This is a genomic window from Pseudodesulfovibrio nedwellii, from assembly GCF_027923765.1.
GTDB classification, from domain to species: domain Bacteria; phylum Desulfobacterota; class Desulfovibrionia; order Desulfovibrionales; family Desulfovibrionaceae; genus Pseudodesulfovibrio; species Pseudodesulfovibrio nedwellii.
This window is the reverse complement of record NZ_AP026709.1, coordinates 924,683-937,691: the sequence shown is the minus strand read 5'-3', so window position 1 is coordinate 937,691 and position 13,009 is coordinate 924,683. Positions and strand designations below refer to the sequence as shown.

General features: G+C 46.9%; 13 protein-coding genes. 9 read left to right on the top strand and 4 right to left on the bottom strand.

Features of this window, described 5'->3' with window-relative positions; translation table 11 throughout:
• Positions 1-353 precede the first annotated feature (353 nt).
• Positions 354-2,324 (top strand): HAMP domain-containing methyl-accepting chemotaxis protein, encoded by a 1,971-nt coding sequence (locus SYK_RS04615; RefSeq protein WP_281762432.1) that lies wholly within the window; start codon positions 354-356, stop codon positions 2,322-2,324.
• An 83-nt stretch (positions 2,325-2,407) separates the two neighbouring features.
• On the opposite strand, the gene SYK_RS04610 is transcribed toward SYK_RS04615, so the two are convergent.
• Positions 2,408-3,274: a DMT family transporter gene (locus SYK_RS04610; RefSeq protein WP_281762431.1), complete on the bottom strand. Its 867-nt coding sequence runs from the start codon at positions 3,272-3,274 to the stop codon at positions 2,408-2,410.
• Between the two features lie 146 nt (positions 3,275-3,420).
• Here SYK_RS04610 and SYK_RS04605 point away from each other — a divergent pair, with 146 nt between their 5' ends.
• From SYK_RS04605 to leuB, 6 genes are all read left to right on the top strand, one after another.
• Positions 3,421-4,062 (top strand): phosphatidylserine decarboxylase family protein, encoded by a 642-nt coding sequence (locus SYK_RS04605; protein ID WP_281762430.1) that lies wholly within the window; start codon positions 3,421-3,423, stop codon positions 4,060-4,062.
• 32 nt (positions 4,063-4,094) lie between these two features.
• On the top strand, positions 4,095-4,868 hold the full coding sequence (gene pssA, locus SYK_RS04600) for a CDP-diacylglycerol--serine O-phosphatidyltransferase (RefSeq protein ID WP_281762429.1): 774 nt from the start codon (positions 4,095-4,097) through the stop codon (positions 4,866-4,868).
• Between the two features lie 135 nt (positions 4,869-5,003).
• Positions 5,004-6,536, top strand: a complete 1,533-nt coding sequence (locus SYK_RS04595) for a 2-isopropylmalate synthase (protein ID WP_281762428.1) — start codon at positions 5,004-5,006, stop codon at positions 6,534-6,536.
• 3 nt (positions 6,537-6,539) lie between these two features.
• Entirely contained in the window at positions 6,540-7,799 is a 1,260-nt protein-coding gene (gene leuC, locus SYK_RS04590) for a 3-isopropylmalate dehydratase large subunit (protein WP_281762427.1), read from the top strand.
• A gap of 13 nt (positions 7,800-7,812) precedes the next feature.
• The gene (locus SYK_RS04585) at positions 7,813-8,304 is read left to right on the top strand and encodes a 3-isopropylmalate dehydratase small subunit (RefSeq protein WP_281762426.1); all 492 of its coding nucleotides are present in this window, start codon (positions 7,813-7,815) and stop codon (positions 8,302-8,304) included.
• A gap of 21 nt (positions 8,305-8,325) precedes the next feature.
• Positions 8,326-9,393, top strand: coding sequence for a 3-isopropylmalate dehydrogenase (gene leuB / locus SYK_RS04580; RefSeq protein ID WP_281762425.1), 1,068 nt, complete (start codon positions 8,326-8,328; stop codon positions 9,391-9,393).
• A 51-nt stretch (positions 9,394-9,444) separates the two neighbouring features.
• Here the strand turns inward: leuB and SYK_RS04575 are convergent, their stop codons facing one another.
• From SYK_RS04575 to SYK_RS04565, 3 genes are all read right to left on the bottom strand, one after another.
• Complete coding sequence (locus tag SYK_RS04575) at positions 9,445-9,774, bottom strand: hypothetical protein (protein WP_281762424.1); 330 nt, start codon at positions 9,772-9,774, stop codon at positions 9,445-9,447.
• A 146-nt stretch (positions 9,775-9,920) separates the two neighbouring features.
• The gene (locus tag SYK_RS04570; protein ID WP_281762423.1) at positions 9,921-10,154 is read right to left on the bottom strand and encodes a hypothetical protein; all 234 of its coding nucleotides are present in this window, start codon (positions 10,152-10,154) and stop codon (positions 9,921-9,923) included.
• Positions 10,155-10,253: 99 nt separating this feature from the next.
• Positions 10,254-10,493, bottom strand: coding sequence for a GIY-YIG nuclease family protein (locus SYK_RS04565; protein WP_431194125.1), 240 nt, complete (start codon positions 10,491-10,493; stop codon positions 10,254-10,256).
• Between the two features lie 125 nt (positions 10,494-10,618).
• Here SYK_RS04565 and SYK_RS04560 point away from each other — a divergent pair, with 125 nt between their 5' ends.
• Together SYK_RS04560 and SYK_RS04555 are read left to right on the top strand one after the other, a co-directional pair.
• Positions 10,619-12,592: an ABC-F family ATP-binding cassette domain-containing protein gene (locus SYK_RS04560; protein ID WP_281762421.1), complete on the top strand. Its 1,974-nt coding sequence runs from the start codon at positions 10,619-10,621 to the stop codon at positions 12,590-12,592.
• The gene (locus tag SYK_RS04555) at positions 12,592-12,993 is read left to right on the top strand and encodes a (deoxy)nucleoside triphosphate pyrophosphohydrolase (protein WP_353618279.1); all 402 of its coding nucleotides are present in this window, start codon (positions 12,592-12,594) and stop codon (positions 12,991-12,993) included. The genes SYK_RS04560 and SYK_RS04555 overlap by 1 nt, the downstream gene beginning before the upstream one ends.
• The last annotated feature ends 16 nt before the right edge of the window (positions 12,994-13,009 follow it).

The following is a 13,009-nucleotide window of genomic DNA, read 5'->3' as shown; positions in this document are numbered from 1 at the left end:
GTTTTTAAATAGCTGTTTGGTCCTGATTTGGGATATTTCTTTTACCTTCATACACTATATCACGTTGTTCAGGCGTGAGATGTCTTTTTCTCCCCATTTTCAAGCATTTTTTGCTTGGGAGGGGAGTTTCGTTTTTCCTATGCTTATTTTTTGGTCGTGTTTATTGGATGACTCCTTTTAAATCCAAAATATCAATTTGTTATATATGTTGACAGCTTCAGTTCTCTTTTATAAATCACAACTTTTTAATAATAGTCACTATTGCTATTATCTCCTGCTATAGTCTGAAATATGGCAGATGGGGCTGGTGTCAGAAATGGTGTGGTTAAATTAAAATTATCCAAGGAGACGGGGTGTTAAAGAATCTTTCTGTGAATTTTAAACTTGCTTTTGGGTTTGGTGGAGTCTTGATATTAATGCTGTTGGTCGGCGGCATTGGCTATTTTGCGATGTCCAATGGTTTAGATGGGTTTACAGCGTACCGCGGTTTGGCTCGTGATACGAATTTGTCCGGACAAGTGCAGGCCAATATGTTGATGGTACGCATGAACGTTAAAGATTTCATCATTACAAATAGCGATAGCGACAAACAGCAATATGAAGAATATTGGCAGATTATTCAGAAACTCATGGATGAAGTGAAGAATGAGATTCAGCAACCAGAGCGCGCTGAACTTGTTGCGAAAATTGATAGAGAGGTCACCGAGTATAATGCGGGTTTTACTCAGTTGGTCAGGATGCAGTCCGAGCGGAATAATCTTGTAACGAATACTTTGGACGTTCAAGGACCTTTTATGGAGAAGACGTTGACAAGTATTTTAAATGTTACCAATCGTGATAACGATACGTTGGCGGCCTTTAATACGGCTGTTTGTATCAAGCATCTCATGTTGGCCCGTCTTTATCAGGCCAAGTTTTTTGCCTCTAACGATAGGGCTTACCTTGATCGTGTGCGAAGCGAAGGGGGCAAAATGGATGAATACATTGAGATCTTGACTAAGGAATTGCAAAATCCTGAACTTCGTAATTCACTTCAGTTGGTTCAGGAAGCCAAGGCGCTCTATTTTTCAACTTTTGATCGGGTTGTTGAAATTGTTTTTGACCGTAATAACCAAATTATAACCGGTACTCTTGATCGTCTCGGTCCCAGTATTGCCCAAAATATTGAAGAAGTGAAACTTTCTGTCAAAAAGGATCAGGATGAACTTGGACCAAAGGTTCAAGCAGCAAATGAACGAGCTGTGACTCTGATCGTTATTGTTGTTTGCATCGCCATTCTTATTGGTATGGCTGCCACATGGCTTATTGCTCGTGGTATCACAGGTCCTTTGGGACAAGCCCTTCAGTTGAGCAAGGCTATCGAATGCGGCGATTTGACGACTTCCATCAGTGTCGATCAAAAAGATGAGATTGGCCAACTTTGCCATTCAATGGAATCTATGAGTGACAAACTTCGTGAGGTTTTTTTCAGTGTACAGGAAGGATCTGTACAAGTGGCTACAGGGAGTCAGGAGTTGTCTTCAGCTGCGGGGAGTTTGTCTGACAATGCCAATGATCAGGCCGCTGGAATTGAAGAGATCTCATCGTCAATGGAAGAAATGGCCAATAATATATCTCAAAATACCAACAATGCTCAACGAACTGAGAACATTGCCCGTAAGGCGTCTTCTGATGCTCAGGTAAGTGGTGATGCTGTTTCTGAGGCTATGGTCGCGATGACTAATATCGCAGAAAAGATTTCTATCGTTGAAGAAATTGCGCGACAGACCAATTTGCTGGCATTGAATGCTGCGATTGAAGCCGCACGAGCTGGTGAGCATGGCAAGGGGTTTGCTGTTGTGGCTGCAGAAGTACGCAAGCTTGCCGAGAGAAGTGGGCAAGCCGCAGCTGAGATCAGTGAGCTCTCTACGTCGAGTGTCTCCGTTGCGGATAAAGCCGGAGAAATGTTGAAAAGGCTTGTCCCGGATATTCAGAAAACAGCAGAATTGGTCCAGGAAATAGCCTCTGCCAGTATTGATCAAAATGAAAACGCCAGTCAGATTAACGGAGCCGTATCCATGCTGGATTCAAATATTCAACAGACAGCGGCTGCAGCAGAGGAACTTTCTTCTACCAGTGAGCAGCTCAACAGCCATAGTGAGCAACTGCAGAATGTTATGAGTTTCTTTAATACGGGCAATGTGGGGCAGTACAATTCCGCAACAACTTCTACTCCACGCCAACTGCCTCAGGCCTTTTCTTCGTCCCGGATTGATTCACCTGTGATTTCATCCGGTGTGGTCATATCTATGGATAATGACGACGGGGGTTTTGAAAAGTTCTAATCATCGAATTAAGTACAACAAGGCCGCTTGGATTGTTCTTGCGGTCTTGTTTTTTTGTTTAATCGGCGGCGGTTTTGATATTTTCAACCATACAGCGCGATAATGGCGGCCCCGATGGTCATTATTGTTGTGCCTGCAAATCTGTAACGAATGCCGCGCTCCTTGAATAATATCCAACCATAAATGACCGAAAAAATTCCGGCCATGCGTTTGATGGTGATCATATAGGCTGCGGCTATCATGGACATGGCCAGATTGTGGCATATGATTTCCGCAAATACGATTAATCCAGTCCCCATGCCCAGAAGGGGTTTGCGGAGAATTACCCTGAATGATGCTTTGCCGATGGCAACAAGAATTGTGGTAAGCAGAATGCCATATAGTCCAAACAGGACCATACCCGTGAACATGGGGGAGGAGTTGAGAATCAAGACTTTACCGCCGACGGAACTTAATCCGTATAAGGCTGCAACTACGAGCATTATGGCTGATCCCGGTTCTTGATAAATTGCTTTGATGGGGCCAAACAGGTCCTTTCTTGCACTGTCGAGGTTTAGGACGTAACCACCTGCGACCACGAGGAGCATGCCGGTTACGCCAAACGTACTGAGTTTCTCATCCAGTATGATGTCGCCGGTGAACAGGACAAAGACTGGCGTGAAGCTCAGGAAGGGCAGGGTGAGAGAAAGCGGCGACATGTGAATGGCCCTGAAATGCAGGACGATGGCGACCATGAGCACTGGGAGGACCCAGACTAGGGCGGGAAGAAATCCAGGGCCGATCTCTGGTATGTCGATGAACAGCATGCCTGTGGCACATAAAGGTATAATGTAGAAAAATGGGATGATACTCATCTCCCATGGTGAAACGTCTGAGAAGAAGCGTTTCATATAAGCCGAATTCGAGGCCATCAGAAAGGCGGCAGCCATGGAGAGTAGGAACCATGTCATGGAGCGGCCCTTTGCGGCGTTATATATAAGTGATATACCATATACAGTATATACGTTTTGGTGGTAATATTGTAAAAACAAACCTTGCGGTTTGCCTGTGTGGCAGATAAGAATTGGAAAAAACACGCAAAGGAGCATGACATATCATGTTGAAACCTTCTGTCGGCGTCGCTCTTGAAGGGCTGCCTTATATTATCATTTCTGCGTTTACCACTTTGATATTTGCTTTAATAGATTGTTGGCCCATGGCTATCATTGGGCTTGGCCTGACTTGTTTTATCGGCCATTTCTTTCGCGATCCAGAACGGGTTGGCCCAGAGAATGCCGAGGCTGTGTGTTCACCAGCAGATGGCAAGGTTATCAAGGTTACGCGTGAAACCGATCCGGTTTCTGGCGAAGAACGTCAGGTTATTGCCATCTTCATGAATGTATTTAATGTGCATGTGAACCGTATGCCGGTCAGTGGCAAGGTTGAAGTCATTCGTTACATTCCCGGCAAGTTTTTTAATGCTTCCTTTGACAAAGCAAGCAAAGACAACGAACGTAACGTCGTGGTTATTACCGGCAAGGGTAATCAACGGTTCACCATGGTGCAAATTGCTGGTCTCATTGCCCGACGCATTGTCTGCTGGGCTGAGCCCGGTGATAAGCTTAAGCGCGGTGAACGGTATGGTTTGATCAAGTTTGGATCAAGAGTTGACCTTTACATGCCGGATGGCTATGTACCAACTGTCAGCGTCGGTCAGAAGGTCGTCGCAGGTGAAACTTCCTTGGCTGAAAAGCGCTAAGCTTGCATCAGGAAACAGAATAAAAGATTGTCATGGTTAAAGAAAAAAAATTGCCGCGCCACAAGAGCGTTTACCTCCTGCCGAATCTGCTGACCACGGCCAGCTTGTTTATTGGCTTTCTGGGATTGACTTGGGCTATTCAGGGAGACTATGCCTCCTGCGCCTTATGTATTCTGGCGAGTTGTATATTCGACGGATTGGACGGAAAAGTTGCGCGTATCACCCACACCACCAGTGAGTTCGGGGTCCAGTTGGATTCCTTGGCTGATTTGGTGGCCTTTGGTGTGGTCCCGGCCGTCATGACATATCTTTGGGTACTCAACGACTATGGCAGGCTCGGTCTTATGGCCGCTTTCTTGTTCATGGCGTGCGGAGCCCTTCGGTTGGCCCGGTTTAATGTTCAGGCCGCCACTACTTCCAAGAAGCATTTTGTAGGCCTGCCTATTCCTGCAGCAGCCTGCACCCTTGCCACTTTGGTGCTCTTTTCCGAATATGTGCCCGCAGAATATATTCATACTGTTATGCCCACTGGTGCCTTGGTGTTGGTGTACGTGTTGTCTTTCTTTATGGTCAGCACTGTTCGTTTCTATTCATTCAAGGAACTCAGTTCTTTCAAGGCCCATCCCTTCAGCTGGATGGTAACTGCTATTTTGATTTTCTCCTTGGTCGCATCGCGTCCCAAGGTTCTCGGTTTTGTTATTTTCTTGGGCTATATTATTTCCGGCCCTCTCTATACTATTTTCCTACTATCCCGCAGAAACAAACGACTACATAGGGACAGTTCAAAGGAAGAAGAGCTCAACTAGCTCCTCCCCCCTCCTCTCCCATATTGGTACGTCGTACTGACCATTATCGCCACGCATTCGGTGCGTCTGGCGATTTTCTATATTTGCAATCATAGACTGAATCCCCCTATAAAAAGGGAAGAATCGGAGGACACCATGGCAGACAGAGTGTACGTTTTTGATACCACCTTGCGTGACGGTGAGCAGTCCCCTGGCGCAACCATGAACCAGGATGAGAAAATCCGCATGGCTCAACAGCTTGAAACATTAGGTGTTGATGTCATCGAAGCAGGATTCCCTATTGCCAGTCAAGGCGATTTTGAGGCGGTCCAAGCCATTGCTCGGGCTGTGGACACTGTGCAGGTTGCAGGACTGTGCCGGGCCGTTGTTGGAGATATCGACCGTTGCTGGGAAGCTGTGAAAGATGCAAAAAATCCGCGGATTCATACATTTCTCGCTACCAGTGAAATTCATATGAAACACAAGCTGGGTAAGACAGCCGACGAAGTGATCGTCATGATCGACAAAGCCGTCAGACACGCCAAGCAGTATACGGATAATGTGGAGTTTTCCGCTGAGGATGCATCCCGTTCAGATTGGGATTTTCTGGTCAAGGTGACAGAGGTCGCCATTGAGGCTGGTGCTACAGTTGTCAATATCCCTGACACCGTGGGATACACTCAGCCTTTTGAATATTATGATTTGATCAAGTATTTGAAGGATAACGTAAAGAATATGAACGATGCAATTCTGTCTGTTCATTGCCATAACGACCTTGGTTCTGCGGTGGCGAATACCTTGGCTGCGGTCAAGGCAGGGGCTCGTCAGGTCGAGTGTACGGTGCTTGGGATTGGCGAACGAGCAGGGAATGCAGCCTTGGAAGATTTGGTCATGGCTATCAACACTCGCAAGGAGTTGTATGACGTCGAGACCAATATTAAAACCGAGCAGCTGTATCCTTCTTGTCGTCGCTTGTCGCAAATTATCGGCATGCCCATTCCGCCCAACAAGGCTATTGTGGGTGCTAACGCTTTTGCCCACGAGTCCGGTATTCATCAGGATGGTGTTATCAAGAATCGTTTGACGTATGAAATAATGACCCCGGATTCCATTGGCCGGACGAGTAATGATATTGTCATTGGTAAACATTCTGGTTCTCATGCTGTTAAGAATAAGGCCAAAGAGTTGGGATACACTTTGGATGATGAACAGATTCAAGTGCTCTTCAAGGCGGTCAAGGATTTGGCTGACAAGAAGGAGCAGGTTTTCGACGAAGACGTGGAAGCGTTGATTTTGGAGTCTGTGTACCGTCGCAAAGATCGGTTCCGTTTGATTGATATGTCAGTGTTTTCCGGTACAGGGGATGTCCCGCCGCATGCTGCCGCCGTTATGGAATTCGGCGCCAAGGGCGAGGCCGAAGTCAAGCGAAACAGCAGTTTTGGTGAAGGTTCCATTGACGCGGTGTTCCAGTCCATCTACTCAATGGTAGGTGTGGCTCCGAAACTTGAAGTATATACGGTAAACGCCGTAACCGAAGGGTCCGACGCATTGGCAAGCGTGGCCGTTCGTATCGCGCACGACGGTACTAAATCCGTTGGGCGCGCCAATGACGCCGATGTGGTCAAGGCGAGTGCTCTCGCTATGATCAACGCATTGAATCGCATGGAAAAAGCCAAAGAGGAGAGATAGGCCATGGGTCAGACTTTAGCTGAAAAAATATTGCAGAAACACACAGACCAGAAGATTACCGGTGCCGGACAAATTGTCCAGTGTGCGGTAGATATGGTGCTGGCCAACGACATTACTGCGCCTTTGGCCATCAAGTCTTTTAAGGCTATGGGTGCAAAAAAAGTATTCGATCAGGACAAGATCTCTTTGGTCTGTGATCATTTCACCCCAAACAAGGATATTGATTCTGCCGAACAGGTTAAGGTTGTCCGTGAGTTCGCCGAGGAAATGGGGGTGACTCATTACTATGAATGTGGTGAAGTCGGTGTGGAGCATGCGTTGCTGCCAGAGAAGGGCATTGTCGGTCCTGGCAACGTGGTGGTGGGAGCTGATTCTCACACCTGCACGTATGGTGGACTTGGCGCATTCGCCACCGGCATGGGGTCAACAGATATCGGTGCGGCAATGGCGCTTGGTGAAACTTGGTTTAAAGTGCCACCGACCATCAAGGTTAATATTACCGGTACGCCGGGTGACCATGTCAGTGCCAAGGATTTTGTACTGAATCAGATCGGTCAGCTTGGTGTGGCCGGTGCGCTTTACAAGGCGCTTGAATATTCTGGTGAGGTCGTGGACAATATGTCCATTGAAGGGCGTATGACCATTGCTAATATGGCCATTGAGGCAGGTGGTAAGGTTGGCCTGTTCCCTGTGGACGAGAAAACAATGAAATATGCCAATACTGCTGGATTTTCTGGTGGTGAGATTATGCTGCCGGATGCGGATGCCGAATATGAGCGTGTGCTGAATATCGATGTCACGAACATGGCTCCGCAGGTCGCTTGTCCGCATTTGCCGGACAACGTTAAATCAGTGGATGAAACCAGCGGTTTGAAGATTCATCAGGCGGTCATCGGTTCCTGCACCAATGGTCGTATCGAAGACATGCGTGTGGCCGCAGCCATTTTGAAAGGCCGCAAGGTCGACCCCAAAGTGCGCTGTATTATTCTGCCTGCTACTCCAGCCATCTGGAAAGCGTGTATGCGCGAAGGCTTGATGGAAATATTCATGGATTCAGGTTGCATTGTTGGGCCGCCTACATGTGGTCCCTGTCTGGGGGGCCATATGGGTATCTTGGCTGGCGGCGAGCGGTGTATCGCGACTACTAATCGCAACTTTAAGGGACGAATGGGGTCCCTCAAAGCGGAAGTTTTCTTGTCCAATCCCGCTGTGGCCGCTGCCAGTGCCATTGTCGGTGAGATTACCAACCCCGCAAAGCTGTAGGAAGGGGAATAGAATGAAAGTTACCGGAACTGCTCACAAAGTGGGCGATCATATAGATACTGATGCCATTATCCCGGCTCGTTTCTTGGTGACCACCGATTCCAAAGTGCTCGGTGAGAACTGTATGGAAGGGTTGGAGGCTGGTTGGGGCAAACGTGTCAAAGAAAACGATGTCATGGTTGGTGGTGTGAACTTTGGTTGCGGTTCTTCCCGTGAACATGCCCCCATTTCTATATTGGGCGCGGGCATTCCTGTTGTTGTTGCGCATAGTTTTGCTCGTATTTTCTACCGTAACGGTTTTAATATGGGGCTGGTGTTGCTGGAGATCGGCGATGATATTGAAAAATTTAGCGATACCGATGAAGTTGAAGTTGATACCGCCACTGGCGTGATTAGGAATATCACCACTGGAGAAACCGTACAGGCTGCCGCTGTACCGGCGTTTATGCAGGAAATTCTGGATGTCGGTGGACTCGTGGAATACGTCAAGAAAAAATTGGCTTAACGACAAGTATCGGAGAGAGATATGAAAATATGTGTTTTACCGGGTGACGGCATAGGTCAGGAGATAGTTACCCAAGCCTTGCGCGTACTCGATAAGATTGGTGAGAAATATAGTCGGACTTTTGAGACCTCCGAGGCCTTGATCGGTGGATGTGCAATTGATGCCGCTGGTGTACCTTTGCCGGACGAAACCATTGCCAAGTGCAAGGAAGCCGATGCCGTATTACTTGGAGCGGTGGGTGGTCCCAAGTGGGATACTATCGATCCAGCCATCCGTCCTGAGAAAGGGTTGCTTGGTATCCGTAAAGAATTGGGCTTGTTTGCCAACGTGCGTCCCGCTAATTTGTTTAAGCAGTTGGCGGACGCCTGCTATCTGCGTCCGGACATTGTGGCCAAAGGTTTAGATGTCATGGTTGTGCGCGAGTTGACCGGTGGTATTTATTTTGGCGAACCGCGTTTTGATGGCGAAAAAGATGGTGAGCGTTTTGGCTACAATACCATGACGTATTATGAGCATGAAATTCGCCGTATTGCCCGTGTGGCTTTTGAGGCCGCCCGGAAGCGTTCCAGTCGTGTCTGTTCTGTGGACAAGGCTAACGTGCTTGATGTTTCCCGAGTCTGGCGCGAAATCGTTATTGATGAGCATAAGAATTACCCGGATATCGAGTTGTCTCACATGTACGTGGACAACGCTGCCATGCAGTTGGTGCGCGACCCGTCTCAGTTTGACGTGATTGTCACCGGTAACCTGTTCGGCGATATCCTGTCTGATGAGGCCGCTGCGATTACCGGCTCTATCGGTATGCTGCCGTCTGCTTCTCTCGGCGAGGCTAATCCTGGTTTGTACGAACCTATCCATGGTTCTGCGCCCGACATTGCTGGGCAGGATAAGGCCAATCCCTTGGCTACCATTCTGTCTGTGTCCATGATGCTGCGTCATTCATTTGATATGACTGAAGAAGCTGATTGCATTGAGCAGGCGGTGGAAAAGACTTTGGAGCAGGGATATCGTACTGGAGACATATGGCAAGACGGTTGTAAATCCGTTGGATGCATTGCAATGGCCGAAGCCGTACTTGCAAATATGTAGAGAGTGGAATGAATATGAAAAAGGGCTGTGTCATGTGACACAGCCCTTTTTTTATTTTTTATACGATGATTTAAGTTGGATATTGTTTGCCTTGAGAGCCTGTTTGCTGGTTTCCATGTCCACAAACCCGAGAGCGAGGCAGACTGCCAGGAAGTCCATTTTAAGGATTTCCATTTTTTTAAGGGCGCGTTCATTTTGTTCAAGGGTTATTTTACTATTTTGCAGAAGGTAACGACTGATTTTTTCAGTGTCATCGACATCTTCGATATTTAAGTCGTCCGATGAAATGATTTTGACACCTTCTTGATTGTTTCTGAGCCTGGTAAGTCGTTGTATCTTTTCTTCCAGTTCAGCTTTTAATTCTTTTCTGTGTTTGACCATAAAATCATATTTTGACTGGATTTTTTGCTGTTCATTAGACAAGAAATTCAGATTGGAAATTTTGTACTGACTTATCATCCGTAAAAGGAAAATAAAGATCAATACGGTGAGGCAAAGGATAATGAGGGGAATGGTCATGGTCAGCCTTATACCTTTAATGTGTCGATCTGTTCATCGGTTTCTTCAATCTGTGTCTTGAGATCAATGGCTTCCTGCTCAAGGGTGTCTATCTTGTAACTCAGTCGTTTTGTAATGCCTTTGACCTCAGCCCGTTTGTGTCTGATAAGGTCAGAGCAATTGTGGTGATGGACTACGATAATTGCAATGAGTACGAATCCGGCCATAGCCAGAATCATATATAACGTGTTGGAATCTAACATAGATGATTTGTATATTTGTTTTATGGGTTAATTTTTTTGACTACCCGTGATTTTGATTGTTGGCAACCCTCTTGAGGCGTTTGAAGGGAAAGTATCACGCTATTGTAACGCATTCGTCGAGGCTTTGAGATGGGGTATTTTGTGGTTGCGGTGTTGTTTCTTGATTTCGATTTCTAGCTTTAACGCTGTGCTTTTGTCGGGCACTTCTCCACAGACAGCCACTTTTACAGGCCGTCGTGGGCGTGTGTATTTTGATGCAGTTCCCGCATTATGCTCTTTTAAGCGTCGCTCGATATCAGTGGTAATGCCACAGTAGAGGCTGTCGTCAGCGCAGCGCATGAGATAAACGTACCAGTGTTGCATGCGACTTTATAGCCTGAACAGAGGCTCTGGTCAAAACGGTCTTGCCAATCTGCACCGCTCAATATATTCCCTTATTCAACATTAAAGAGGTATTATATTTCATGTCGCGAATTACTGTTCAGAGTCTTAGTAAATCCTATGGTGGAGAACCTGTTTTTTCTGATGTGGCTTTTGAGGTCACACCGGGCATGCGTCTTGCCCTGACCGGGCCAAATGGTTGCGGGAAGAGTACGTTGCTCAAGGTTCTGGCCGGGGAGATTGAACCGGATACAGGACAGTTGACGTTGTCCAAGGGGGCGCAGGTTGGATATGTTGCGCAGGAAATGACCGGGACGGTGTTAGAGCATCAATTGTTGTCTTGGGTTCTGTCGGCGTTGCCGTCATGGAATGAGTTTTGGGAAGAATGGGAAAAGGCTGTTGCAGCCGATGATAATGCGCGTATTGAAAAACTGTCCCATCGTCAGGCCGAATTTGAGGAGCGGTATGGTTATAATCCTGATCATAAGGCTCGAGCTATTTTAACCGGCTTAGGGTTTAGTGATGACGATTTGTTGAAAGATATCGGAGAATTATCCGGTGGTTGGCGTGAACGAGCAAAACTCGGCAGAGTGCTTTTGCAGGGTGCCGATATTCTTCTCCTTGATGAACCGACCAACCATCTTGATCTCGAAGCTGTAGAGTGGCTTGAGGAGTATCTCCTCGGCTTTCGTGGCACATTGGCATTCGTTGTTCATGATCGTATTTTTCTTAATCGTGTAGGCACACATGTTTTGTTCCTTGGAACAGGAAAACCTGTTTTTCGTAAAGGTTCTTTTGATGAATTTTTGGTCTGGGACGAAGAGAACCGGTCGCAACGTCAGAAAGAAGCGGATAAGCTGTCGGCACGGATTGATAACGAATATAAATATATCAATAAGTTTCGTGTTAAAGCGCGTAAGGCTGCACAGGCGCAGAGTAAATTGAAGAAGGTGGAAAAGCTGGAACAGGAGTTGAACCAGATCAAGGAAGCTCAGGCCGCTTCCCACCGAGGAAGAAGTCTGAATTTTCGTCTGCCTGAACCCAAGCGCGGGGACAAGGTTCCGGCCTCCGCTGTAGATCTCGAATTTCATTATGATGGCGTTGAATCTGTGTGGCCTACACTCGATTTTCAGCTTTTTCGCGGCAAGAAGGTCGCTGTGGTTGCCCCCAATGGTGCGGGAAAGTCAACGTTGCTTAAACTGATAACCGGTTCGCTGACGCCTACAGCAGGCCATGTCAAAGTCGGTAGTGGTACTGATCTTGGTTATTTTAGTCAGCATCAGCATGAAATTCTCAATCTTGATAATTCTGTCATTGGTGAAATCAGGCGGTTGTCTGATTCAAATTTGACCGAAGAACAGGTTATGAGTGTGCTTGGTTTGTTTTTGTTAGGCGAGTCTTTTTTTGAGCGTAAGATCAAGGGATTGTCTGGTGGTGAAAAAAGTCGACTCTTGCTTGCTACTTTATTTTTATCTCGATCGAATTTCCTGATTCTTGATGAACCGACCAACCATCTTGATATTGAGACTCGTGAAGGACTTATTCGTGCGCTTAAAAATTATGCGGGTACCTTACTTTTCGTGGCGCATGACAGATATTTGCTTAACGAAGTGGCTGAAGAAATATGGGCTTTGGATAAAGATGGTTTAACTCAGCATCTCGGTGGGTTTGAGGCGTATCATGCCAAGAGCAAGCAGGAAGAGGCATGCCGAGTAGGACTGGCTGCGTGTAACTCTGAAGAAGTGCGTGAAAAACGGAAGCTATCTAAGGAAGAGAAACGTCGTCAGGCAGAAGAGCGCAACCGATTGTATCGCACTCTCAAACCGCTCAAGAAGGAATATGACAAGCTTGAGGGAGATTGGGAAAAGGTGCTTGACGAGCAGGCTTTGCTTGAAGAAAAAATGAATGATCCCGTTACATATGAGAAGCCGGAGGAAGCGCTTAAGTTGAATAATGCGTACAAGGAAGCTTCTGAATGGGCTGAAAATCTGATGTTGCGTATGGGAGAACTTGAAGAGAAGATTGAAGCTCTTACGTCAGAAGTGGGAGAGGAATGATGAAGCCGCGTTTGGAAGTCGTGGCCGGTATTATCTGGCGTGATGGGGAGTATCTTGCTGTTCAGCGCCCTGAAGGCGCGCGCATGGCGGGCTGGTGGGAGTTCCCGGGCGGTAAGATAGAAAAAGGCGAAATCCGTGACGACGCTTTAGTTCGTGAATTTCAGGAGGAGCTTGGGGTTACTCCGACCAAGTTTGAATATTGGTGTGATCTTGAGCATGAGTATGATGAATTTTTTGTCTGTTTGTATTTCTATCATATTTATAGCTATTCAGGCAGTTTGAAGATGATGGAAAAACAACAGTTTACTTGGGTTAGCCCGTCCTGTTTGCCAACTTTGGACTATCTTCCTGCCGATATTGCTATCGTTGAAGCTCTTCATTCACGGTGGCAGAATACCTAAGCGGGAATTCCTCGAA

Excerpts from the sequence above, each read along its gene's own strand:
- SYK_RS04610 (WP_281762431.1), bottom strand. The coding sequence starts at position 3,274 with ATGACATGGTTCCTACTCTCCATGGCTGCCGCCTTTCTGATGGCCTCG.
- SYK_RS04605 (WP_281762430.1), top strand. The coding sequence starts at position 3,421 with ATGTTGAAACCTTCTGTCGGCGTCGCTCTTGAAGGGCTGCCTTATATT.
- pssA (WP_281762429.1), top strand. The coding sequence starts at position 4,095 with ATGGTTAAAGAAAAAAAATTGCCGCGCCACAAGAGCGTTTACCTCCTG.
- SYK_RS04595 (WP_281762428.1), top strand. The coding sequence starts at position 5,004 with ATGGCAGACAGAGTGTACGTTTTTGATACCACCTTGCGTGACGGTGAG.
- leuC (WP_281762427.1), top strand. The coding sequence starts at position 6,540 with ATGGGTCAGACTTTAGCTGAAAAAATATTGCAGAAACACACAGACCAG.
- SYK_RS04585 (WP_281762426.1), top strand. The coding sequence starts at position 7,813 with ATGAAAGTTACCGGAACTGCTCACAAAGTGGGCGATCATATAGATACT.
- leuB (WP_281762425.1), top strand. The coding sequence starts at position 8,326 with ATGAAAATATGTGTTTTACCGGGTGACGGCATAGGTCAGGAGATAGTT.
- SYK_RS04575 (WP_281762424.1), bottom strand. The coding sequence starts at position 9,774 with ATGGTCAAACACAGAAAAGAATTAAAAGCTGAACTGGAAGAAAAGATA.
- SYK_RS04570 (WP_281762423.1), bottom strand. The coding sequence starts at position 10,154 with ATGTTAGATTCCAACACGTTATATATGATTCTGGCTATGGCCGGATTC.
- SYK_RS04565 (WP_431194125.1), bottom strand. The coding sequence starts at position 10,493 with ATGCGCTGCGCTGACGACAGCCTCTACTGTGGCATTACCACTGATATC.
- SYK_RS04560 (WP_281762421.1), top strand. The coding sequence starts at position 10,619 with ATGTCGCGAATTACTGTTCAGAGTCTTAGTAAATCCTATGGTGGAGAA.
- SYK_RS04555 (WP_353618279.1), top strand. The coding sequence starts at position 12,592 with ATGAAGCCGCGTTTGGAAGTCGTGGCCGGTATTATCTGGCGTGATGGG.